The sequence below is a fragment of the Mycobacterium celatum genome (assembly GCF_002101595.1).
Lineage (GTDB): Bacteria > Actinomycetota > Actinomycetes > Mycobacteriales > Mycobacteriaceae > Mycobacterium > Mycobacterium celatum.
The window spans coordinates 55,133-76,596 of the sequence record NZ_LQOM01000030.1; the positions used below are offsets into that span (position 1 = coordinate 55,133).

Genomic DNA, 21,464 nt, shown 5'->3' on the forward strand with positions numbered 1-21,464 from the left:
CTACACCGTGAGGTTGAAGTTCGGGTTCTTGCCGTAGACCGACATGGCTGTCAGCACGACCACGACAACGATCGTGATCAGCGACAGCCGCATCGACCGACCCACCGCTTCACCGACCCCGACCGGCCCGCCGCTGGCGGTGTAGCCGTAGTAGCAGTGGGTGGTCATCACGACCAGCGCGACGAGGATCACCTCGGCGAACGACCACGCCACGTCGTTGGGGCGCAGGAACGTGTGGAAGTAGTGGTCGTAGGTGCCGATGGACTGTCCGTAGAACAAGACCGTGGTGATTTGTGCGGACAGGAAGGCCAGGGTTATCGCCAGCCCGTAGAGCGGGATGATGACGACGAAACCCGCCACCACCCGGGTGGACACCAGGTAGGCGATCGACCTGACGCTCATCACCTCGAGCGCGTCGATCTCCTCGCTGATGCGCATCGCGCCCAACTCGGCGGTGGCCCCGGCGCCGACCGTGGCGGCCAGCGCCTGACCGGCGGCCACCGGCGCCACGAACCGCACATTGACCATCGCGGCCAGAAATCCGGTGAAAGCCTCGACACCGATGTTGCCCAGCGACGCAAAACCCTGGATGGCGACCAGCGAACCGGCGGACAAGGTGATGAAGCCGACGATGGCGGCGGTTCCGCCGACCACCGCCATCGCGCCGGTACCCATGCCCATCTGGGCAATCAGGCGCAGCAGCTCTCTGCGGTAGCGCTGCAGAGCGAAGGGGATTTGCCCCACCGCGGTCAGCGCGAACCAGACGATCTGCCCGAGCTCGGTCAGTTGGTCCGCCGGAGCGCGTCGGTATCGGCGAAAGGTGGCCGCTGCCTGCGGGAAGCGGGCAAACGGTGCGACAGCCGTCGACATGTCAGCGCCCTGTTCCGAATCGCACGCCGATCGTGGTCAACGCCGCATTGACCGCGAACAACGCGATGAAGCACAGCACCACGGTCTCGTTGACAGCAGTGCCCAGGCCTTTGGACCCGCCGCGGACGATCAGCCCCCGGTAGCAGCCGACCAGACCGGCGATCAGGCCGAACATCGCTGCCTTGATGTTCGCGATCACCACCTCGGGCAGCCCGGTGAGCGCCGTCAGCGTGGAGAGGTAGGCACCGCTCGAGACGTTCTGCAGGTACACGCTGAAGAGGTAGCCGCCCCCCAGTCCGACGGCGACCACGAGACCGTTGAGCAAAACGGCGACGACAATCGAGGCGACGACGCGGGGGACCACCAGCCGTTGGATCGGCTCGATGCCCAGCACCTCCATTGCGTCGATCTCTTCCCGGATGGTGCGGGCACCGAGGTCGGCGCAGATCGCGGTGGCGCCGGCACCGGCGACCACCAGGACGGTCACGATCGGTCCGAGCTGGGTGACAGCACCGATCGCGGCGCCGGCACCCGAAACGTCGGCGGCGCCGAACTCGGCCAGCAAGACGTTGAGCGTGAAGATGAGCAGCACGGTTTCCGGGATCGACACCGCGATGGTCGGCAACAGCGACACCCGCATGAGAAACCAGCCGTTCCAGATGAACTCACGCCATTCGAACGGCCTCATCAGGGCTTTGCCGGTCAGCACGCACATCCGGAAGAACCCGCCGACCACTTCGGCGCCTGGCCGGATCCGGTTGAGTACGCGGACGGCGACCACATCCGCGGTGGTCATCGGCACCTCGAACCCAGTTGCGCCACAGCGTGCTTGGAGCTTTCGACCAGTGCGGGATCATCCCAATTTCTTCGATCACTGTTGCGGTGCAACGGGTCTCGGTGCGATCTGCGGCATGGCACATCGTCATATTCCAGGCGGGCAGTTGCGGTACCCGCGCCGTTGATCCGTGTCGCCCTCGTCCGTGCCACACGCCCACTATGGCATTAGACCGTACGGTCAGTCAATAAATCGGGCCGAGCGCTGTCCTCAGGGCGTCGCTCCGCCCAACACGCACGTCGGGTCATTATGACTTCTTACCAGGGCCTTCGCGACCCACACAGGTGCTGCGTGCGAGGGCAGAGGGCGGGCCTGGATCCAGGCTAACCGACTATACGTACGGTCATAGGGCGCCGTCCGGCGGTCAACCTGTCACACCGGTTACCGCAGTAAGGCATTCGCGCACCACTGAGACGACCTCCGTGGACGGGTCTGCCCACTTGCTGAGCCCCAAGCGGTCGAGGAGCAGGCCGCCGAGGAAGACGTCGACGAAGGCGGCGCCGACTCCTTCGGCTGTCCGGGAGCCGGCGGGGTCGAACCACACCCACATCCACTCCAGCGATCCCCACAGCTGCAGGGCTGCCAGTTCGACGTCCACGTTTCGGAACAATCCGCTCTTCACGCCTTTGTGGATCTCGTCAATTGTCAACGCTTGCAACTGCCGGCGCGACTTGCGTACCTGTTGCATCGCCGGATCATCTGACAACTGAAGCACCTCGCGCTGGCTGGCCACCGTCGCATCGCGGGCAATCACCTGCAGCAGGGTGGAGGCATAGATGATCGCGGCAAGGCGTTCATGCGGCGCGGCCAGACGATCCCATACCAGCCGCAGAACCTCGAGCTGACGGGCCAAACGGGTTTCTTCGAGCTCCCGCAACATCTGCGCTTTGGTTCCGAAGTGATGAACGATGGTGCCCTTGGACATGCCGAGCTCGTCGGCGATGTCACCGATATTCGTTCTCTCATAGCCACGTTCGGCGACGTAGCGGACAAACGCATCCAGGATCTCGCTGCGTCTGCCAGGTGATCTGGGCATCTCAACCCTTCGGAGCAAACTAACCGTACGAACGGTCTACCATACTTTCCGCGCCCGAGTAACCTCCCGGCCAGTGCCGGGCATGGCCGCGTCGCAGCCGCCAGCCAAGTCCCCGAACAGCCAAAATCGCATCGAAAGTCCACGTCAGAAGCCGATGCGAGGCGAGCCGGCTTCGGGGGTGAGGTCAGTAGCGCCCAGCCTTTTGGCCGTTATCTGGTGACCGGCAGGTCAACAGGGGCGCAACGCCCTGCGGCTACCGGGCCGATCCGGCGCCGTCACAACGTACATGTTGGCGCCCGGTGCTGACTTGATTTCACCGGCGGCATATATCGTCATGAGTTCCCTGCCGTCAGCGTCGACAACGCATACATAGGTGTCGGTGTCAGCATCGTATTCGAAGCTGTCCCAAGCTAATACGAACGCCAAGCAGTTGCCGTCGCGGTCTGCGACGACAAGCTTGTGCACGCCCGATTCCTTGAGTAATTCGGCGTCCTCCGCGCGCTGCTCAGACACCCGGCTGTCGTGGATCGGAACGGTGTTCAACATCTGCCAGACTCCCTTCACGGGGTTGCCCCCGGGATTCTCAGGTGGCGGTCCCAAAGACCAGGGACCGTTGACCAGGCAGGCAACCGCATCGGCCCCGCGGCGCGGACGGGACGACTGCTGCGCCGCCCGCTACCGCCGCCCAACTCATTCCCATCGCAACGGCATGCATCGTGCTGGTCTCACTTCACTGGCCGATCAGAAAAGTGTGCCAGTCGGCGACCCGTGTTCGGTGCGAAGTCGCAGATTCCGCCGCTGGTCACGCGCCTTGCCTGGGCACTTTCCAGCCGGCTCCGGCATACTGGAACGCCAAGTAGTAGACGTTGTCGCCGCAAGTTGCCATCGGGGGCAGGCGCGGCGCTTCCCGACAGAGTCGAGATTGTGGTGAACCGATCCGGCGGCAGGCACCGCCGCGCGAGACCATGGCAGATCCGCCGGCGGCTGGCCCGCGGCGGCATGGCGCTGGCTGCGGTGCTGGCCGTGGCGGCGACCGGCGCGGGCTGGTGGATGGCGCACGGCATGCTGGGCGGCATCACCGTTTCCGAGGCGCTGCGCTCGGAGGACCCGCACTCCAGCGGCGGCGCGATGAACATCCTGCTGATCGGCCTGGACTCCCGCAAAGACCAGGACGGTAACGAGCTGCCCTGGGCGGTCCTCAAGCACCTGCACGCCGGTGATTCCGAAGACGGCGGCTACAACACCAACACGCTGATCCTGGTGCACGTCGGCGCCGACGACAAAGTCGCCGCCTTCTCGATCCCCCGCGACGACTATGTGCCGTTCAGCGGCGTTCCGGGCTACAACCACATCAAGATCAAGGAAGCGTACGGCCTCACCAAGGCCTACACCGAGCAAAAGCTCATGGACAAGGGTATGAGCAATCAGAAGGAACTCGAGAACAAGGGCCGCGAGGCCGGCCGCTCGGCGACCCTGCGCGCCGTGCGAAACCTGACGGGCGTCCCGATCGACTACTTCGCCGAAGTCAACCTGGCCGGTTTCTACGATCTCACCGAAAGCCTCGGCGGCGTCCAGGTGTGTCTGAAACACGCTGTGTACGACTCATATTCGGGCGCGGACTTCCCCGCCGGCCGCCAGACGCTCGATGCCGAACAGGCCCTGGCATTCGTGCGGCAGCGCCACGGTCTGGAAAACGGCGACCTGGACCGCACCCACCGCCAGCAGGCGTTCTTGTCCTCGGTCATGCACCAGCTGCAGGATTCGGGCACGTTCACCGACTTGAGCAAGCTGAAGGGTTTGATGGCGGTGGCGCGCAAAGACGTTGTGCTGTCGGCGGGTTGGGACGAGAACTTGTTCCGCCGGATGGGCGCTCTTGCCGGCGGCAACGTCGAGTACCGGACGCTGCCGGTGGTGCGCTACGACAACATCGACGGCCAGGACGTCAACATCGTCGACCCGAAGGCGATCAAGGCCGAGGTGGCAACCGCGTTCGGCACCAGCGCACCGGTCACCACGACGACCACGGCACCGAACCCGTCCACCGTCGTCGACGTGGTCAACGCCAGCAGCACCTCCGGGCTCGCCACCAAGGTGTCAAAGACGCTGAGCCAGAAAGGTTATGCCGCCGGCACAGTGCGCGACCGCGAGTACGGCGAACCGAGCTCGACCATCGTCGACTACGGTTCCGGCGCCAAATCCGATGCGCAGGCCATCGCGACATTGCTGGGCATCGACGTCGCCGATCACAGTGACTCCGCGCTGAGCGCCGGCCGCGTTCAGGTCTTCGTCGGCGACGACTACTCGTTACCGTCCCAAGACGAAACCAGCACTGCATCAACGGTTGTGGGCTCCTATCACGGCTCGCGCACCACCACCAGCAGCACCGAGCCCACGCCCGACCAGGGCGCGCCGATCGACGGCGGCGGCGTGCCCTGCGTCAACTAAGCGGCCCCTTTATCGCAACAGGAACGCCAGCACGACGCTCTGAAAGGCTTCCCTCGCCTCGATCATCGTCCAATGCCCGCAGTTGGGGAACACGTGCAGTTCGGCGTTCGGGATGGTGCGCATCGGGATCAACGCCATGTCCAGCGGGCTGACCCGGTCGTCACGGCCCCAGGTGATCAACGTCGGCGCCCTGACGCGGTGCATCATCGCCCACGGCTGCGGGCCTTTGGACGACTCCGTGGCCTTCGTCATCTGTTCGAACGCTTCGCGGCTGTACATCCGGCGCGCCCCGGCCAGCGTCGCCGGATCGGTGGCGTGGTTCCACCGCTCCTCGATCAGCTCCTCGGTCACCACCGCCGGGTCGTACACCATCGAGTGCAGCCACCGGACCAACCGCTCCCGGCTGGGCTCTTCGGTGAACTCCTGCAGCAGCCGAATTCCTTCGGCCGGACCGGGACTGAACACGTTCCGCCCGATCCCGCCGATGGTCACCAGCTTTCGCACCCGATCGGGGTGGGCTATCGCGAAGTTGAGTGCGACACCGCCGCCCATCGAGTTGCCGATGATGTCGACACTGTCCAGACCCAGCGAGTCGACAAACCGCGCCACCGCATCGAAGGCAGTGATCATCGGGTGGCCGCCGAAGTCGTCGCTCACGCCGAAACCCGGGAATTCCAGTACCAGGCAACGGAAGAACTCCGAGAATGCCTCCAGCACGCCGCGGAAGTTGCGCCAGCCCGTCACCCCCGGCCCGGAGCCGTGAAGTAGCAGCAGCGGCGGACCGTCGCCCGCTTCGTGGTAGCGCAGAACGCCCGGGTCGGTCGCGATTTCGCGGATGGTGTCTTCGTAGGTGACCGTCACGCGTGGGTCCCGCCGTCGATGCGGATCTCGGTGCCGGTGATGAACGCGCCGTCGTCGGAGACCAGCATGGCGATGACGCCGGCGACGGCCCCCGGGTCGGCCATCGGTGCGCCACTCGATTCCAGCGTGGTGGGCATGATCGGCGACAGTTTGGCCAACAGCGACCAATCGCTGTCCGGCGGAAGGTATCCCGCTGTGGCATCGGTGATTCCGGATTTGATGCTGCCGGGCGCCACGCACACCGCACGCAGGCCTTGCTTGGCGTACTCGAGCGCCAGCGCATGGGTGAAGGACTGGATTCCGCCCTTACTCGCCGCATACGCCGCCATGTACGGGTGCGCAAACGACGCCGAGGTCGAGCTGAAGTTCACGATTGCGCTGCGCGGGTTGGTCAGCAACGTCGGCAGCGCCTCCCGCACCACCAAAAACGTCCCGGTCAAGTTGACCCCGATGATCTGATTCCAGTCTTGGAGGCTCATCTGATGGGTATGCGCGGCGCGCAGGATCCCGGCAGAGTTGACCAGCGAATCGAGACCGCCCAGCGCGCCGACCGCCGACCGCACGCCGTCGACCACCGACGCCTCGTCGCCGATGTTCATTTCCAGGGTGCTGAGCCGCCCTGCGGTGCCGGCCTCCCCGGCCATGGCGCGGGTCTTGTCCAATCCGTCGGCGGAGATGTCGGCGGCGACGACGGCGGCCCCCTCCTCGAGCAGTCGCAGCGTGGTCGCCTGCCCGATGCCCGATGCGGCGCCGGTCACCAGAACGCGGTTGCCCTCTAAACGCTTCATCTGCACTCCCGTCGGATCAGCTCAGGACTCCTTGATCAGGTTAAAGCCCTTGTAGTCGGCCCGGGCCACCTCGGTGCAGATGTCGTTGTAGACGGCGAATCCGCTGACGAACAACATGAATACGCGCGGCTTGCCGGGAACGTTGGCGCCCAGGTACCAGGAATTCGCCTTGGGAAACAGGGTCGCCTCCGCCCGCTGGGTGCATTCGGCTATCCAGTTTTCCACCGCGTCCGCGCTGGCTTCGATCGCGGTGTAGCCGTGCTGGTCGAGATAGCCAATGGCCTCGGCGATCCAGTTCACCTGCGCCTCGGCATGCAGCACCATATTGGCCAGCACGCCCGGCGCGCCGGGTCCCGAGACGATGAAGAGGTTGGGGAACCCGTCCACACCCAGGCCCAGATACGTGCGGGGTCCGTCTTTCCAGTCGTCGCGCAGTAATTCGCCATTGCGGCCGACGATGTCGATGTTGGCCAGTGCGCCGGTCATTGCATCGAAACCGGTGGCCAGGACGATCGTGTCCACGTCGTAATGCGCATCGGTGGTGTTGATCCCGGTCGCGTCGATCGACTCGATCGGGGTCTTGCGCACGCTGACCAGCATGACGTGCGGCTTGTTGAACGTCTGAAAGTAGTTGGTGTCAGTGCAGATACGTTTGGTCCCGATGGGATGGTCATGGGGGATCAGCAGGTCGGCGACGCCGGGGTCGTCGATGACGGCACGAACCTTCTCCTCGTAGAACCGCTTGGCCTCCTCGTTGGCTGCCGGGTCGATCATCTGGTCGGGGAAGGTCTTGGAGAACAACACACCGCCGAGCTGCCAACGCTTTTCGAACGCTGCTCGGCGCTCTTCGCGGGATACCTCCATCGTGTTGCGGGGGTGGGCGATATGCGGTGAGCCGCCGCCGCTGCGCCACGACAACCGGCGCCGCTCTGTGTAGGTGGCTTTGATCTCGGCCATGTCCGCTTCGCTGAGCGGTTTGTTGCCGGCCGGGACGCTGAAGTTGGGGGTGCGCTGGAACACGTAGAGTTGCGCGGCTTGTTCAGCGATGACCGGAATCGATTGGATGCCAGATGATCCCGTGCCGATCACTGCGACACGTTGTGCGGTGAAGTCGACAGGCTCATGCGGCCAATGGGCGGTGTGGTACACCTCGCCGGCGAAGGCGTCCAGGCCTGGGAAGGCGGGGGTGAGCGCAGCGGACAGGGAGCCGGTGGCCAGCAGGCAGAACCGGGCGGTGACAACCTCGCCGCCGTCTCTGGTCACCGTCCAGTGCAGGGTGTGCTCGCCGAGGACCGCCGAGGAAACGCGGGTGTTGAAGGTGATGTCCTTGCGGAGGTCCAGCTTGTCGGCGACCCAGTTGATGTAGCGGAGGATCTCGGCCTGCGTCGCATACTTTTCCGTCCAGTTCCACTCCTGCTGCAGCTTGTCGGAGAACGAGTAGCAGTAGTCGACGCTCTCGACGTCGCAGCGACAGCCCGGATAGCGGTTGAAGTACCAGGTTCCGCCGACGTCGGGAGCGGCCTCGAAGACCCGCACCGCCAGCCCCTGCGAGCGCAGTTTGTGCAAGGCGTACAGACCGGCGAAGCCGGCGCCGACAACCACCGCGTCGAGTGTCACGACGAAACGGTAGACCCATGTGCTTTGGGCCCAAGGAGTTGCTTCCCGCTCATCGGGATCGCCCAAGGTGTCATCATCTCCGGCAGGAGACCATCTCTTCGCAGCCGACGACATAAGGACGACAGCATGAGCGAGCGGGTAATCGACCGGGTGATGGACATCGCCGACCAGCTGCGCGAGCAGGCCGCGGAAGCCGAGAGGATCGGCCGGCTCACCGACGACACGGTCAAGCTGATGAGAGGGGCCGGCCTGATCCGGCTGCTGCAAACCAAGCAGTACCGGGGGTTTGAGGCCCACCCGCGCGAGTTCGCCGAGACGGTGATGGCAACCGCGGCGCTCGATCCGGCCGCCGGGTGGATCGTCGGGGTGGTGGGCGTGCACCCCTACCAGCTGGCGTATGCGGATCCGAAAGTGCCCGCCGAAATTTGGGCCGACGACGTCGACACCTGGATGGCCTCTCCGTACGCGCCGCAGGGCGTGGCCAAGCCGGTCGACGGCGGCTACCTCTTCAACGGTCGCTGGCAGTTCAGCTCGGGCACCGACCACTGCGACTGGATCATCCTGGGCGCGATGCTCGGCGACGAGCAGGGCGTCCCGCTGATGCCGCCCCAGATGCTGCACATGGTCTTGCCCCGCAAGGACTACCAGATCGTCGAGGACTCGTGGAATGTGGTGGGGCTGCGCGGAACCGGGTCCAAGGACGTCATCGTCAAAGACGCGTTCGTCCCGGCCTACCGGACCATGGACGCGACCAAGGTGATGGACGGCACCGCCCAGCGGGAGGCCGGGATGACCGAGCCGCTGTACCTGATGCCGTGGTCGACGATGTTCCCGCTGGGGATCACCGCCGCGGTCGTCGGCATCGCCGAAGGGGCACTGGCCGCTCACTTGGACTACCAACGCGAGCGGGTCGGCGCGACCGGAACCGCGATCAAGGACGACCCCTACGTGATGTACGCCATCGGCGAGGCCGCCGCCGACATCAACGCCGCCCGCCAGGAGCTGCTGGCCAACGTGGACCGCATCTACGACATCGTCGCTTCTGGGAAGGAGGTGTCGTTCGCCGACCGCGCCGCGGGCCGGCGTACCCAGATCCGGGCAGCGTGGCGTGCGGTGTCGGCGGTCGACGAGATCTTCGCCCGCTCGGGCGGTAATGCGGCGCGGATGGACAAGCCGCTGCAGCGATACTGGCGTGACGTGCATGTCGGCCACCTGCATGCCATCCATGTGCCGGGCACCGTCTTCCACGCGTCGGCACTCAGCTCGCTGGGCATCGATCCACCCGAGGGTCCGCTGCGCGCTTTGATCTAGGAGGAACCGGCAAGTGAGCGACCTGAAGAGCTTGGGCTACATCACCATTTCCACCAAAGACATCGAGCGTTGGCGGCACTTCGCCTTCGACGTGCTGGGCTTCGCCAAGGGCAGCGGACCCGACCCGTCAGCGCTGTATCTGCGGATGGACGAGCGCGCCGCCCGCCTCATCGTGGTGCCCGGTGAGACCGACCGGGTCCTCACGATCGGCTGGGAAGTGCGCGACCACCCGGCGCTGCAGCGGGTGAAGGCGGCCCTCGACGGCGCCGGGATGCCGTTCAAGCAGCTGTCCGCCGACGAGGCCGATGCCCGCCGGGTGGAAGAAGTGATCACTTTCGAGGACCCCGCGGGTACCACGCTCGAGGTGTTCCACGGTGCCGTGCTGGACCACAGCCCGGTCGTCACGCCGTTCGGCGCGAAGTTCGTCACAGGCGATCAGGGCATGGGCCATGTCGTGGTGCCGGCCACCGATCCCAATGCGCTATTCGACTTCTACACCGAGGTATTGGGGTTCCGTTCGCGCGGCGCGTTCCGGGTGCCGCTGCCGAAGGAGTTCGGCGCGGTGCGGGTGCGCTTCCTCGGGATCAACGAGCGGCACCACAGCCTGGCCATCGTCCCGGCCGCCCATCAGCGCGACCCGCGCCTGGTGCACATCATGGTCGAGGTCGACACCCTCGACGCGGTGGGCCAGGCGCTGGACCGGGTCAACGCCGGGGGATTCCAGTTGTCGTCGACGCTGGGGCGGCACACCAACGACAAGATGGTGTCGTTCTACGTGCGTGCGCCCGGGGATTGGGATATCGAGTTCGGCACCGACGGGATGCGGGTCGACGAAACATATTACACCGCAGAGGAAATCACCGCCGACAGCTATTGGGGGCATCAGTGGGTCGGTGAGATGCCCGCGGCCATGCGACTATGACGTCCGGCGCCGACGTCCACCCCGTCCCGGCCGTGTCCGTCACCTCTTGGGACCATGAGGCCGACGTCGTGGTGGCCGGATACGGCGTGGCCGGCGCGGCCGCGGCGGTCGAAGCCGCTCGATCTGGCGCCGATGTCCTGGTACTGGAACGCACCGGATCCTGGGGCGGCGCGGCGGCCATGGCGGGCGGGTTCATCTATCTCGGCGGCGGCACACCACTGCAAAAGGCTTGCGGCTTCGACGATTCCGTCGACAACATGGCGGCGTTCCTGAACGTCGCCATGGGACCGGGCGCCGACGGGGACCGCATCGCCGACTACTGCGCCGGCAGCGTCGACCACTTCAATTGGCTCGTCGACTGCGGCGTGCCGTTCAAAGCCGAGTTCTTTTCCGAACCCGGCTGGGAGCCGATGGGCGACCAGGGCCTGATGTACAGCGGCGGCGAAAACTCGTATCCATTCAACACGATCGCGACTCCTGCGCCGCGCGGTCACGTCCCGCAGATGTCGAACAAGAAACAGGGCGAGGCCAGCGCCGGCTACATGCTGATGAAACCGCTCGTGGAAACCGCGACCGCGGCAGGCGCTCGGGCGGTCTACGACGTGCGGGTGCAGCGACTGGTCGTCGAATCCAGCGGCCGCATAACGGGAATCTGCGCCCGGCAGTACGGCAACGAGGTGACGATCCGCGCGCGCCGGGGGGTGGTGCTCGCGACGGGCAGCTTCGCCTACAACGACGCGATGGTGGCCCAGTACGCCCCGCGGATCGCCGGGCGCCCGGCCGCGTCGATCGAGCAGCACGACGGCCAGGCCATCCGGATGGCGCAGGCGCTGGGTGCGGATCTGGCCCACATGGACGCCACCGAGGTGGCGATCTTCATCGACCCCCAGCAGCTGGTGCGCGGCATCCTGGTCAACGGCCGTGGTCAACGCTATGTCGCCGAGGACACCTATCCGGGCCGCATCGGGCAGCTCACGCTCTACCAGCAGGACAACACCGCATATCTCGTCATCGACGAGACCGCGCAGAACGAGGCGATGGCGTCGCTGTCCCCGAAGTTGATGCTGCGTCCGCCGAGGTGGGTGTGCGAAACCGTCGCCGAGCTCGAGCAGGAGATGGGGCTCGCGCCCGGCTCGCTACAGGCCACTATTGCGGCCTACAACGACGGCGCCGCGCGCGGCGAGGATCCGCTGCTGCACAAGAAGGCAGAGTGGTTGCGGCCCATCGGATCTCCAGTGGGTGCGATCGATCTGCGCGACAGCACGGGCGGCTTCACGCTGGGCGGCCTGAAGACCACTCTGGATTCCGAAGTACTTCACGTCAGCGGGGAGCCGATCCCCGGTCTGTTCGCGGCAGGCCGCTGCACCGCCGGCCTGGCGGCGTGGGGTTACGCCAGCGGGATCTCGCTCGGCGACGGCAGCTTCTACGGGCGTCGCGCTGGCCGAGCCGCCGCCAAGGGCTGAGCACTTTCTGTAGATGTGACAGCGACCACACCTGTGTGGTACAAACAGATATATTTCTATTAGTCATATGCTGCCGCGCAAGGAGGCGTCGTGAGCGTGACCGTGGAACCCACCACTCCCAGTGCCGTCATCGACCGAGTGTCGTTGGTGCTGAATGCTTTTGACGGCCCGGGTCGGCTGAACCTGGCCCAGATCGTGCGCCGCACCGGTCTGCCGCGCTCGTCGGCGCATCGGATGCTGGAGCGGCTGGTGCAACTACGTTGGCTGCGGCGTGACGGTCGCGACTACGAACTCGGCATGCGACCGGTCGAACTCGGATCGCTGGCCGTTCACCAGGACCGGCTGCACCGGGCGGCAGTCTCGCTGCTGCACGATCTGCACCGTGTCACAGGGCTGGTTGTCCATTTGGCCGTCCTGGACGGCGCCGACGTCGTGTACCTGGAGAAGATCGGCGACCGGATGGCCGCCGCGATCCCCAGCCGAGTCGGGGGACGCCAGCCGGCGCACTGCACAGCGGTTGGCAAAGCGATCCTGGCGTACAACGACGGCGCCCACGCGGCCGATCTCGGTAACCGCAAGACCAGGTATTCGATCAGCAGTTCGGCGCAGCTGACCGCCGAACTGGCCAAGGTTCGCGCCCGCGGGGTGGCGTTCGACCGAGAGGAGTCGTTGCCCGGATTCGGCTGTGTCGCTGCGCCGATCGGCGATCCGGGCGAGGCGATTGCGGCGGTGTCGATATGCGGGCCGATGAGCCGGATGATGTTCGATCAGCGGATGGCCGCGCCGGTGCGGATGGCGGCAATGGGCATCTGGCACAACGTGGAAGACGGTCCGCAGCGGGTGGCGCCGACGCTGCAGCAGGTATGCCCATTGCGGGTAGAGCCGGGGCTGCGCGAACGAGCCCTGCAGTACGCATGAGGCTCGACCCGCAAATCGCGGCCGATGTCTCGCCCCGAGCCTGTAGCTAGCGTGCCCGCCACTCGAACTTTTCCACGCTAACTACAGTTTCGGCGCGGGGAAGCGAGAGCATCCCGCTGGCAGGGAAACCACATAACCATCGCCGATTCCGCGGCCTAGTGTCAGCAGCGTGACGGCCACAATCCCCGCCCGCTTGCCGGTCCGCGACATCACAGTCGACCTCCTGGTCGTCGGCTCCGGCACGGGGATGGCAGCGGCATTGGCCGCCCGCGAACGCGGATTGGACGTGCTGATCGTCGAGAAATCGTCCTATGTCGGCGGCTCGACCGCTCGCTCGGGCGGCGCATTGTGGTTGCCGGCAAGCCCGATTCTGAACGAGCAGGGCGCCGGAGACACCGTGGAGCGCGCCGAGACGTATCTCCGGTCGGTGGTGGCAGGTACGGCGCCTGCCGAACGATCCGCTAGTTACCTGCGCAACGTGACCGGGATGGTCGAGATGCTGCGGCGCACCACTCCGATCCGGTTCGCTTGGGCCAAGGACTATTCGGACTACCACCCCGAGGCACCCGGCGGCGCCGCAGCCGGGCGGACGTGCGAATGCCGACCGCTGAACTCCGCAATCCTCGGCGAGTACCGCAACCGGCTGCGACCCGGGCTCATGGAGCCCAAGCTTCCGATGCCCACGACCACCGCTGACTACCGGTGGATGAACCTGATGGCTCGCGTTCCGCGGCGGGGCATACCGACCATCGCCAAGCGCCTCGGCCAAGGAGTGGGCGGACTGCTGCTTGCCCGCCGTTACGTCGCGGGCGGTCAGGCTTTGGCCGCCGGACTCTTGGCCGGCCTGCTGCGGGCGGGCATACCGATTTGGACCGACGCCGCGCTGCAGCGCTTGACCATTGACGGCGGGCGCATCAGCGGCGCGGTGATAGGTCGCGACGGCCGCGAGGTGTCCGTCACTGCGCGCCGCGGCGTGGTTTTGGCGGCGGGTGGGTTCGACCACAGCATGGCTATGCGGTGGAAGTTTCAGTCCGAATCACTCGGCGAGCACATGAGCCTGGGCGCCGAGACCAATACCGGCGATGCGATCCGTCATGCTCAAGACCTCGGTGCCGCAATCGATCTCATGGACCAGGCGTGGTGGTTCCCGGCCGTGGCGCCGCTGCCGGGCGGAGCCCCGTTCGTGATGTTGGCCGAGCGAGCGCTGCCAGGTTCACTGATCGTCGATCAGCACGGTACCCGATTCGCCAACGAGGCAACGGATTACATGTCGTTCGGCCAGTGCCTACTGGATCGGGAACGGTCAGGCAATCCGGTCGAATCCATGTGGCTCGTCTTCGACCAGCAGTACCGCAACAGCTACGTCTTTGCCGGTGAACTGTTTCCGCGTATGCCGATTCCACGGGCGTGGTACCGGGCCGGCATCGCCCATCGGGCAGATGACGTGGGTGTACTCGGCGACAAGATCGGTATTCCCCGAACACAATTCACCGCGACCGTGAAGCGGTTCAACAAGATGTCACAAGCGGGACGTGACACGGACTTCCACCGCGGCGACAGTGCTTATGACCGGTACTACGGCGATCCGACCATCGCCCCGAACCCGAATCTGCGCGCCCTCGATCAGGGGCCTTTCTACGCGGTCAAGATGGTGCTCAGCGACCTCGGCACCTGCGGCGGCCTGCGAGCAGATGACCATGCTCGGGTACTGCGCGAAGACGGCAGTGTCATCGAGGGCCTGTACGCGATCGGCAACACTGCCGCCAACGCGTTCGGGACCACCTATCCCGGCGCCGGTGCGACTATCGCCCAGGGACTGGTGTACGGCTACATCGCAGCCCGCGCCGCCGCCGAAGCGTGATCAGTCCGGTTCCTCAGCGTTGGCCTTCTTCTCGATCTCGTACCAGAATTCCGGTGTGGGCCAAGGAATTTTCTCGGGCCCGCCTTTCTGGGCCTGCGGGAAGGCGGCTTCGGCCTCGTCGAGCTCTTTGATCAGCTTCAGCGCGAGCTCGCGCTCGTTGGCGTAATACCGCTCGGCCCACTGCAACGCGACGCGGGCATATGCCCACGACGGATCCGCGCCGGCCCAGCGTGCGTCCTTGGCCGCCTTGCGGTGCATCTCGTCGGCATAGGTCACGTGTTCTTGCAGCACCTCTTTCAGCCGCGCCGGGTTGGTGAGATGTCCCAATGTCACCCGCAGCAGCGCGCCGTGCTTGAGCGTCGGCGGGTCGACCGGCGCCTCATTTGCCCACCGGGTCACTGCATCCAACCCTGCTTCGGTGATCTTGTACAGCCTGCGATTGCGTGTGCCGCCCGTGTTCTCGACGCGCGAGGTCACCAGCCCCAGCTGTTCGAGCTTCCTGAGCTCCGAATAGATCTGGCTGTAGGCGGGGCTGCCATAGTAGAAGCGCATGCTCCAGTCGATGAACTTTCGGATGTCATACCCGGAGAGTTCGTGCTCGTACGACAACATGCCGAGCAGCGCCCAGCTGGTCGCCGCAAGATTCGGCTTACCCCCCGGATCGCTGCCTTTCATTTGCCCAGATTAACTGCGAGCCGGAGCCAGGCGCTTGAGCGCGAGCCCGCCTTCGAACGGGCGATAGCCGAACGCCGCCGGAGCATGGTAGCCGGTGTCCTCCAACGGAGTACGCACTTCTTCAACCGTGGGCCCGATCTTGGCTGCGACGGAAGCCAGCGCATCAAGATCGAAGCGGTATAGCCGACCGGCGTTGCCGCCCAATATCTTTCGGCAGGAGTCCTCGGACTTGTCATGCAGGGCCCAGCGGATCGCCTGCTTCGAATGCGGCGTGAAGCCTTCCTCATGCGGGTAGTCACTGCCCCACATGATGTGGTCGGCCCCCATGAAATCGATCATCGCCGAGTCGTAGGGCGCGAGCTCGCTGGCCAAATAGACGTTGCGCTGGGCATATTCGCTTGGAGAAAGCGTCAGCTCGTCGACCGACGACCCACCGAACATCCCGTAGGTGCGGTTGTGCGCCTCGGATTTCATGGTGGGCACCATGGCGTCGAGCACTGCCAGCTGCGGCTGGACCCAGAGCGTGCCCTGCTCGGTCGGCACGAACCGCAGCGTCGGATACCGTTCGAATACCCCTGCGAGGATCAAATGGCCGAGCGTGCGGTTCGCCCAGATCGCCATCTCCGTGATCAGCACCGCGTTGGATGCCGGCTGGTCCATCGGCATCTCGGGACTGCCGGCGCCCGCATGCTGCACCACGGTCAGGTCCAGCTCCGCGCACAGCGCCCAGATCGGCTCGTAGCGGGTGTGAAACAGCGGGGCGACCTGCGGGTCACCGGGCGAGACGGGCGGGATGAGCACGCCGCCGAAACATTCCTGCTTGGCGCCCCAACGGATCTCCTCCAAGGCCAGGTCGACGTCGTTGGGAAAGATTTGAATCAGCCCCCGGCGCCGCGTCGGGGCCAGCGAGCAGAAGTCGACCTGCCAGCGGTTGTGCGCTTGCACGCCGGCCCAACGCTTCTCGAATTCGTCGCGGGTACGCGGCAGGCTGATCGTGATGTTGGGGGTGGTCGGGAAGAACGGCGGCACGGTGTTGGGCAGCAGCACCTCGCCGGCCACGCCGTCGGCGTCCATCTCGGAGAGCCGCAGCTCGTGGTCCCAGTTGCGGGCGGCGGTGGCGATGATCAAGTCGTCGAACGGGCTGACGTATGTCTTGGCCCAGGCGTCGAACTCGTCGTGCAGCGCGGCCGGCAAATACTGCTTGTAGTCGTAGAGATCGGCCCCGGCGTGAGTGTCCGTCGAGATGACGACGTACCGATCGATTGTGTCCCAGGTTGCAGCCATCGTGTCCTCCGCGTAGGTCCAGTCACAACCTAGCCTCGCAGCTGGTCTCACGACCGCAAGACCGTCATCTCACTGAGCAGAACACGGCATGGTGGAGTCATGGAGATCGGATTCATCGGCCTGGGCAACATGGGCCGCGGCATGGCCGCCAACCTCGTCAAGGCGGGCCACCACGTCACTGTCTACAACCGCTCCCCCGGCAAGGCCAAGGCACTGGCGGAACAGGGCGCGACACCCGCCGGCACCGTCGCCGAGGCCTGCCGCGGCGAGGTTGTGATCACGATGCTGGCCGACGACGGCGCCGTCGACGACGTGGTGTTCGGCGAGGACGGCGTGCTGGCCTCGCTGGCACCCGGTGGGGTGCACATCTCGTCGAGCACCATCAGCGTCGCACTGTCCCAGCGGCTGACCGCTGCACACGCCGACGCCGGGCAGCAATACGTCGCCGCGCCGGTGTTCGGGCGGCCCGAAGCTGCCGCTGCCGCAAAGCTTTTCGTGGTCGCGGCCGGGGCGCCGGCGGTACTCGAGCGGTTGGCACCGTTGTTCGACGCGATCGGGCAGCGAACGTTCGCGGTGTCCGACAAGCCGGATGCCGCCAACCTGGTCAAGCTGTCCGGCAACTTTTTGATCGCCTCGGTGATCGAGTCACTGGGCGAGGCCATTGCGCTGGTCGGCAAGGCCGGGGTCGATCCGCTGCACTACGTCGACATCCTCACCTCGACGCTGTTCAGCGGCCCGGCCTACCAGACCTACGGCGGGCTGATCGCGCGCCGCGAATTCGAGCCGGCCGGGTTCGCCGCGACGCTGGGTCTCAAGGACGTCCGGATGGTGCTTGCCGCCGCCGAAGAACTGGCAGTGCCGTTGCCGGTCGCCAGCCTGCTGCGCGACCGGTTCCTCGCGCTGCTAGCTGACGGCCGCGGCCACCAGGATTGGTCGGCGATCGCCACCCTCGCGGGGCGGGACGCCGGCTCAGACCACTCCGCGTAGTCCGTCGGCGCCGAACACCGGCTCGAGCATTGCGGTGAAGTCCGGCCCGCGTCGCAGCATGTGCCCGCCGTCGACGTTGATGACCTGGCCGGTGATCCAGGCGGCGGCGTCGCTGAGCAGGAACATCGCCGCGTTGGCGACGTCCTCGACCTCACCGACCCGCGGCAGCGGCGTGCAGACCCGGTAGTCCTCGGACAGCTCGGGCGACTCGGTGATCGGGGCGACGAGGTCGGTGCGGATCAACCCGGGGCGGATGCCGTTGACCCGCACCCAGGACGGGCCGAGCTCGTCGGCTGCCAGCTTCATCAGGTGGTCGACCGCGGATTTGGTCACGCCGTACGCGCCGAACCAGCGGTGGGTGTTGCTGGCCGCGATCGACGAGATCCCGACGAACGACCCGCCGCCCCCGCGAACCAGTTGTCGCGCAGCGTGTTTGAGCACATACATGGTGCCGTTGACGTTGAGGTCGACGGTGCGCCGCCACGCGTCCGAGTCGATCTGGGTAATCGGCCCGATGGTCTCCGAACCGCCCGCGCAATGCACCACCCCGTGCAGCCGGCCATGCCAGGCCGTCGCGGCGTCGACGACCCGCGCGACTTGGTCTTCGTCGGTGATGTCGGCCGGCTCGGGCCGGACCGCGCCGGCGATCTCCTTGGCGGCCGCTTCCAACCGTTCCGCACCTCGGCCGACGATCACCACCGCAGCCCCGGCCGCGGCCAGCCCTGTGGCCACCGCCTTGCCGATTCCGCTGCCACCACCGGTGACCAGGTAAGTACGGTCTTCGAACGAAAGCTGCACACTGGCTCCTTCTAGGTTGCGCTAGGTTGCGCGAGCAGACGCAGAATCGCACGTTGGAGCGCCGCATCGTGCGATTCCGCGTCTGCTCGCGGGGGTTACGGTTCGTCGCGGCGGGCGATCTTCGACGGCTTGGCGGTCCGCCAGTCCTCGACGTCGGGCGGCAATCCGATTGGATACCGATTCTCGTTGCGCGCCGCCCAGTGCGCATGCCCCAGCTCGTGAACGTGGAACGCGTGCCGCAGCGCCTCGGTGAAACCCATCGCGTCGGAGGCGGCGTTCACCGAGTCCTTGATCAGCAGCGCCGCCATCGTGGGCCGCTCGGCGATGCGCCGGGCGAACTCCAGCGTCTTGTCCTCGAGCTCGCCGGCCGGGAACACCTTGGAAACCATGCCGAGCCGGTAAGCCTCGTCGGCGTCCAGCGAATCACCGGTCAGCAGAAGCTCTTTGGCTTTGCGCGGGCCGAATTCCCAAGGGTGCGCATAGTATTCGACGCCCGGCATACCCATGCGCACCCCGACCACGTCGGAAAACTTGGCGTTGTCGGCGGCGACGATCAGATCGCACGCCCAAATCAACATCAAACCCGCGGAGATCGCGTTCCCCTGGACCTGGGCAATGGTGATCTTTCGCAGATCCCGCCAGCGGCAGGTGTTCTGGAAATAGAAGTGCCACTCCTGCAGATAGGTTTTCTCGGCGATCGGGTCGCGGGTAGCGCCGTACCCGCGGAACGTGGGGTGCTGACCCGGCCCGGGCTTGCGCTCGGCCAGCGCCGCCTCCGAACCCAGGTCGTGGCCGGCGGAGAAGTTCTTGCCGCGCGCCGCCAGGATCACCACCCGCACGTCGTCGTCGGCCTCGGCACGAAGGAAAGCCTCGTCGAGCTGGACCAGCAAGGTGCGGTTCTGCGCGTTGTGTGCCTCGGGCCGGTTGAGCCAGACCCGGGCGATGCGGCCCTCGTCGAGCGTTTCGTAGGTCACCAGCTCGGCGGAGTCTCCGTCGACCGCACTGGTGCCCACATCGTCGTGGACTGCCATGTCGCCACCTCACCTGGGTTCGTTGAACGCTTACACATTACGGCCCGCACGTAACGCGTCCGCCGCTGGCCCCAGCGGCGGGTGCGACCCAAAACACACTTTCGCATACAGTTATGTCATGCCTTCTAAATCTGATCCTGCCGAAATCGGCGATGTGGAACCGTTGGCCGACAGCACCGCACGCCAGGCCAGGCGCGTCGTGGCGGCGTATGCGAACGATGCCGATGAATGCCGGATTTTCTTGTCGATGCTCGGTATTGGACCCGCGAAAAACGAGGCGTAAATGGCGCCCCGGGGAGGCAAACGCTCGGGGGATTCTGACTTCGTGGTGGTCGCCAACCGGCTGCCGATCGATATGGAGCGCCTGCCCGACGGCAGCACCACCTGGAAGCGCAGCCCCGGTGGGCTGGTCACGGCGCTAGAGCCGCTGCTGCGCCGCCAGCGCGGGGCCTGGGTGGGCTGGCCGGGGCTAGTTGATTTGGGAGAAAACGAGGCCGAGGAGCCCATCGAGGCCGAGGAGCTGCGGCTACACCCGGTGCGCCTGTCCGCCGACGACGTCGCGCAGTACTACGAAGGGTTCTCCAACGCGACCCTGTGGCCGCTGTACCACGACGTCATCGTCAAACCGCTCTACCACCGCGAATGGTGGGAGCGCTACGTGGACGTCAACCGCCGCTTCGCCGAAGCCACGTCGCGTGCGGCGGCCAAAGGTGCGACCGTGTGGGTGCAGGACTACCAGCTGCAGCTCGTGCCCAAGATGCTGCGGGAGCTACGGCCGGACCTGACCATCGGGTTCTTCCTGCACATTCCGTTTCCGCCGGTGGAATTGTTCATGCAGATGCCGTGGCGCACCGAGATCGTCGAAGGCCTGCTCGGCGCCGACCTGGTCGGCTTCCACCTGCCCGGCGGTGCACAGAACTTCCTGATCCTGTCGAGACGGCTCGTCGGCGCCAACACCTCCCGCGGATCCGTCGGCGTGCGGTCACGGTTCGGCGAGGTGGAGCTGGACTCCCGCACCGTTCGAGTAGGCGCCTTCCCGATCTCGATCGACTCGGGCGACCTCGACCACAAGGCCCGCGACCGCAGCATCCGGCGCCGGGCCCGCGAGATCCGCGCGGAGGTCGGCAATCCGCGCAAGATCCTGCTCGGCGTCGACCGGCTCGACTACACCAAGGGCATCGACGTTCGGCTGAAGGCCTTCTCCGAGCTACTCGCCGAGGGCCGTGTCAAAGGCGGCGACGCGGTGCTCGTCCAGCTGGCGACCCCCAGCCGGGAACGCGTCGAGAGCTATCAGATCCTGCGCAACGACATCGAGCGCCAGGTCGGCCACATCAACGGCGAATACGGGGAGGTCGGCCACCCGGTGGTGCACTACCTGCACCGCCCGGTCCCCCGCGACGAGCTCATCGCATTCTTCGTGGCCAGCGACGTCATGCTCGTCACCCCGCTGCGCGACGGGATGAACCTGGTGGCCAAAGAGTACGTCGCCTGCCGCAGCGATCTCGGCGGGGCGCTGGTGCTGTCCGAATTCACCGGCGCCGCAGCCGAACTCCGGCAGGCTTATCTGGTCAACCCGCACGACACCGAAGGCGTCAAGGACGCGATCGAGGCGGCGCTGAACCAGCCCGAGGAGGAGGGGCGGCGACGGATGCGGGCGCTGCGACGGCAGGTGCTCGCCCACGACGTGGACAGGTGGGCGCGGTCATTTCTCGACGCGCTCGCCGAAGCGCACCCGCAGAACAACTGAACCGATGATGTGCCC

Annotated in this window: 20 protein-coding genes; 9 read left to right on the forward strand and 11 right to left on the reverse strand. The window is 66.1% G+C overall.

What is annotated here, in order from left to right:
- The 4 genes from AWB95_RS12885 to AWB95_RS12900 form a co-directional block, all read right to left on the reverse strand.
- Nucleotides 1–870: an MlaE family ABC transporter permease gene (locus tag AWB95_RS12885; protein WP_062539636.1), complete on the reverse strand. Its 870-nt coding sequence runs from the start codon at nucleotides 868–870 to the stop codon at nucleotides 1–3.
- A gap of 1 nt (nucleotide 871) precedes the next feature.
- The gene (locus tag AWB95_RS12890) at nucleotides 872–1,666 is read right to left on the reverse strand and encodes an MlaE family ABC transporter permease (protein WP_062539637.1); all 795 of its coding nucleotides are present in this window, start codon (nucleotides 1,664–1,666) and stop codon (nucleotides 872–874) included.
- A 403-nt stretch (nucleotides 1,667–2,069) separates the two neighbouring features.
- Entirely contained in the window at nucleotides 2,070–2,741 is a 672-nt protein-coding gene (locus AWB95_RS12895; protein WP_062539638.1) for a TetR/AcrR family transcriptional regulator, read from the reverse strand.
- Between the two features lie 228 nt (nucleotides 2,742–2,969).
- Complete coding sequence (locus tag AWB95_RS12900) at nucleotides 2,970–3,287, reverse strand: hypothetical protein (RefSeq protein WP_099539602.1); 318 nt, start codon at nucleotides 3,285–3,287, stop codon at nucleotides 2,970–2,972.
- Nucleotides 3,288–3,665: 378 nt separating this feature from the next.
- Here AWB95_RS12900 and AWB95_RS12905 point away from each other — a divergent pair, with 378 nt between their 5' ends.
- Nucleotides 3,666–5,186 carry an LCP family protein gene (locus AWB95_RS12905; protein WP_085168309.1) on the forward strand — a complete coding sequence of 507 codons (1,521 nt, stop codon included), beginning with the start codon at nucleotides 3,666–3,668 and terminating at the stop codon, nucleotides 5,184–5,186.
- Nucleotides 5,187–5,195: 9 nt separating this feature from the next.
- On the opposite strand, the gene AWB95_RS12910 is transcribed toward AWB95_RS12905, so the two are convergent.
- Genes AWB95_RS12910 through AWB95_RS12920 form a run of 3 tightly spaced genes read right to left on the reverse strand, consistent with a single transcriptional unit; the run spans nucleotide 5,196 to nucleotide 8,452 of the window.
- Nucleotides 5,196–6,047 carry an alpha/beta fold hydrolase gene (locus AWB95_RS12910; RefSeq protein ID WP_062540064.1) on the reverse strand — a complete coding sequence of 284 codons (852 nt, stop codon included), beginning with the start codon at nucleotides 6,045–6,047 and terminating at the stop codon, nucleotides 5,196–5,198.
- Entirely contained in the window at nucleotides 6,044–6,835 is a 792-nt protein-coding gene (locus AWB95_RS12915) for an SDR family NAD(P)-dependent oxidoreductase (RefSeq protein ID WP_062540065.1), read from the reverse strand. The genes AWB95_RS12910 and AWB95_RS12915 overlap by 4 nt, the downstream gene beginning before the upstream one ends.
- Before the next feature lie 21 nt (nucleotides 6,836–6,856).
- Nucleotides 6,857–8,452: a flavin-containing monooxygenase gene (locus AWB95_RS12920; RefSeq protein ID WP_062540063.1), complete on the reverse strand. Its 1,596-nt coding sequence runs from the start codon at nucleotides 8,450–8,452 to the stop codon at nucleotides 6,857–6,859.
- 126 nt (nucleotides 8,453–8,578) lie between these two features.
- Here AWB95_RS12920 and AWB95_RS12925 point away from each other — a divergent pair, with 126 nt between their 5' ends.
- The 5 genes from AWB95_RS12925 to AWB95_RS12945 all read left to right on the forward strand — a co-directional run bounded on the left by AWB95_RS12925 (nucleotide 8,579) and on the right by AWB95_RS12945 (nucleotide 14,927).
- A complete protein-coding gene (locus AWB95_RS12925; RefSeq protein WP_062540062.1) occupies nucleotides 8,579–9,763 on the forward strand; it encodes an acyl-CoA dehydrogenase family protein in 1,185 nt (394 codons plus the stop codon).
- A gap of 13 nt (nucleotides 9,764–9,776) precedes the next feature.
- Nucleotides 9,777–10,685: a biphenyl-2,3-diol 1,2-dioxygenase gene (bphC, locus tag AWB95_RS12930; protein WP_062540061.1), complete on the forward strand. Its 909-nt coding sequence runs from the start codon at nucleotides 9,777–9,779 to the stop codon at nucleotides 10,683–10,685.
- Nucleotides 10,682–12,148: an FAD-dependent oxidoreductase gene (locus AWB95_RS12935; protein WP_062540060.1), complete on the forward strand. Its 1,467-nt coding sequence runs from the start codon at nucleotides 10,682–10,684 to the stop codon at nucleotides 12,146–12,148. The genes bphC and AWB95_RS12935 overlap by 4 nt, the downstream gene beginning before the upstream one ends.
- 90 nt (nucleotides 12,149–12,238) lie before the next feature.
- Nucleotides 12,239–13,066, forward strand: a complete 828-nt coding sequence (locus tag AWB95_RS12940) for an IclR family transcriptional regulator (RefSeq protein WP_062540059.1) — start codon at nucleotides 12,239–12,241, stop codon at nucleotides 13,064–13,066.
- 169 nt (nucleotides 13,067–13,235) lie between these two features.
- Nucleotides 13,236–14,927 (forward strand): 3-ketosteroid-delta-1-dehydrogenase, encoded by a 1,692-nt coding sequence (locus tag AWB95_RS12945; RefSeq protein ID WP_084707112.1) that lies wholly within the window; start codon nucleotides 13,236–13,238, stop codon nucleotides 14,925–14,927.
- Here AWB95_RS12945 and AWB95_RS12950 read toward each other — a convergent pair whose 3' ends face one another.
- Nucleotides 14,928–15,602, reverse strand: a complete 675-nt coding sequence (locus tag AWB95_RS12950) for a PadR family transcriptional regulator (protein WP_062540057.1) — start codon at nucleotides 15,600–15,602, stop codon at nucleotides 14,928–14,930. It abuts the gene before it with no gap.
- 9 nt (nucleotides 15,603–15,611) lie between these two features.
- The gene (locus AWB95_RS12955) at nucleotides 15,612–16,886 is read right to left on the reverse strand and encodes an amidohydrolase family protein (RefSeq protein WP_062540056.1); all 1,275 of its coding nucleotides are present in this window, start codon (nucleotides 16,884–16,886) and stop codon (nucleotides 15,612–15,614) included.
- Between the two features lie 99 nt (nucleotides 16,887–16,985).
- Here AWB95_RS12955 and AWB95_RS12960 point away from each other — a divergent pair, with 99 nt between their 5' ends.
- Complete coding sequence (locus tag AWB95_RS12960; protein WP_062540055.1) at nucleotides 16,986–17,873, forward strand: NAD(P)-dependent oxidoreductase; 888 nt, start codon at nucleotides 16,986–16,988, stop codon at nucleotides 17,871–17,873.
- On the opposite strand, the gene AWB95_RS12965 is transcribed toward AWB95_RS12960, so the two are convergent.
- Nucleotides 17,856–18,671, reverse strand: coding sequence for an SDR family oxidoreductase (locus tag AWB95_RS12965; RefSeq protein WP_062540054.1), 816 nt, complete (start codon nucleotides 18,669–18,671; stop codon nucleotides 17,856–17,858). The genes AWB95_RS12960 and AWB95_RS12965 overlap by 18 nt on opposite strands.
- 95 nt (nucleotides 18,672–18,766) lie before the next feature.
- Complete coding sequence (locus AWB95_RS12970; RefSeq protein ID WP_085168310.1) at nucleotides 18,767–19,702, reverse strand: enoyl-CoA hydratase; 936 nt, start codon at nucleotides 19,700–19,702, stop codon at nucleotides 18,767–18,769.
- Between the two features lie 118 nt (nucleotides 19,703–19,820).
- Here AWB95_RS12970 and AWB95_RS23290 point away from each other — a divergent pair, with 118 nt between their 5' ends.
- A complete protein-coding gene (locus tag AWB95_RS23290) occupies nucleotides 19,821–19,985 on the forward strand; it encodes a hypothetical protein (protein ID WP_099539601.1) in 165 nt (54 codons plus the stop codon).
- Entirely contained in the window at nucleotides 19,986–21,449 is a 1,464-nt protein-coding gene (locus tag AWB95_RS12975; RefSeq protein WP_062540053.1) for an alpha,alpha-trehalose-phosphate synthase (UDP-forming), read from the forward strand.
- Nucleotides 21,450–21,464 lie beyond the last annotated feature (15 nt).

Coding starts and splice junctions, on each gene's coding strand:
- AWB95_RS12900 (WP_099539602.1), bottom strand. CDS start 3,287: ATGTTGAACACCGTTCCGATCCACGACAGCCGGGTGTCTGAGCAGCGC.
- AWB95_RS12955 (WP_062540056.1), bottom strand. CDS start 16,886: ATGGCTGCAACCTGGGACACAATCGATCGGTACGTCGTCATCTCGACG.
- AWB95_RS12890 (WP_062539637.1), bottom strand. CDS start 1,666: ATGACCACCGCGGATGTGGTCGCCGTCCGCGTACTCAACCGGATCCGG.
- AWB95_RS23290 (WP_099539601.1), top strand. CDS start 19,821: ATGCCTTCTAAATCTGATCCTGCCGAAATCGGCGATGTGGAACCGTTG.
- AWB95_RS12975 (WP_062540053.1), top strand. CDS start 19,986: ATGGCGCCCCGGGGAGGCAAACGCTCGGGGGATTCTGACTTCGTGGTG.
- AWB95_RS12925 (WP_062540062.1), top strand. CDS start 8,579: ATGAGCGAGCGGGTAATCGACCGGGTGATGGACATCGCCGACCAGCTG.
- AWB95_RS12885 (WP_062539636.1), bottom strand. CDS start 870: ATGTCGACGGCTGTCGCACCGTTTGCCCGCTTCCCGCAGGCAGCGGCC.
- AWB95_RS12935 (WP_062540060.1), top strand. CDS start 10,682: ATGACGTCCGGCGCCGACGTCCACCCCGTCCCGGCCGTGTCCGTCACC.
- AWB95_RS12970 (WP_085168310.1), bottom strand. CDS start 19,702: ATGGCAGTCCACGACGATGTGGGCACCAGTGCGGTCGACGGAGACTCC.
- AWB95_RS12960 (WP_062540055.1), top strand. CDS start 16,986: ATGGAGATCGGATTCATCGGCCTGGGCAACATGGGCCGCGGCATGGCC.
- AWB95_RS12895 (WP_062539638.1), bottom strand. CDS start 2,741: ATGCCCAGATCACCTGGCAGACGCAGCGAGATCCTGGATGCGTTTGTC.
- AWB95_RS12950 (WP_062540057.1), bottom strand. CDS start 15,602: ATGAAAGGCAGCGATCCGGGGGGTAAGCCGAATCTTGCGGCGACCAGC.
- AWB95_RS12915 (WP_062540065.1), bottom strand. CDS start 6,835: ATGAAGCGTTTAGAGGGCAACCGCGTTCTGGTGACCGGCGCCGCATCG.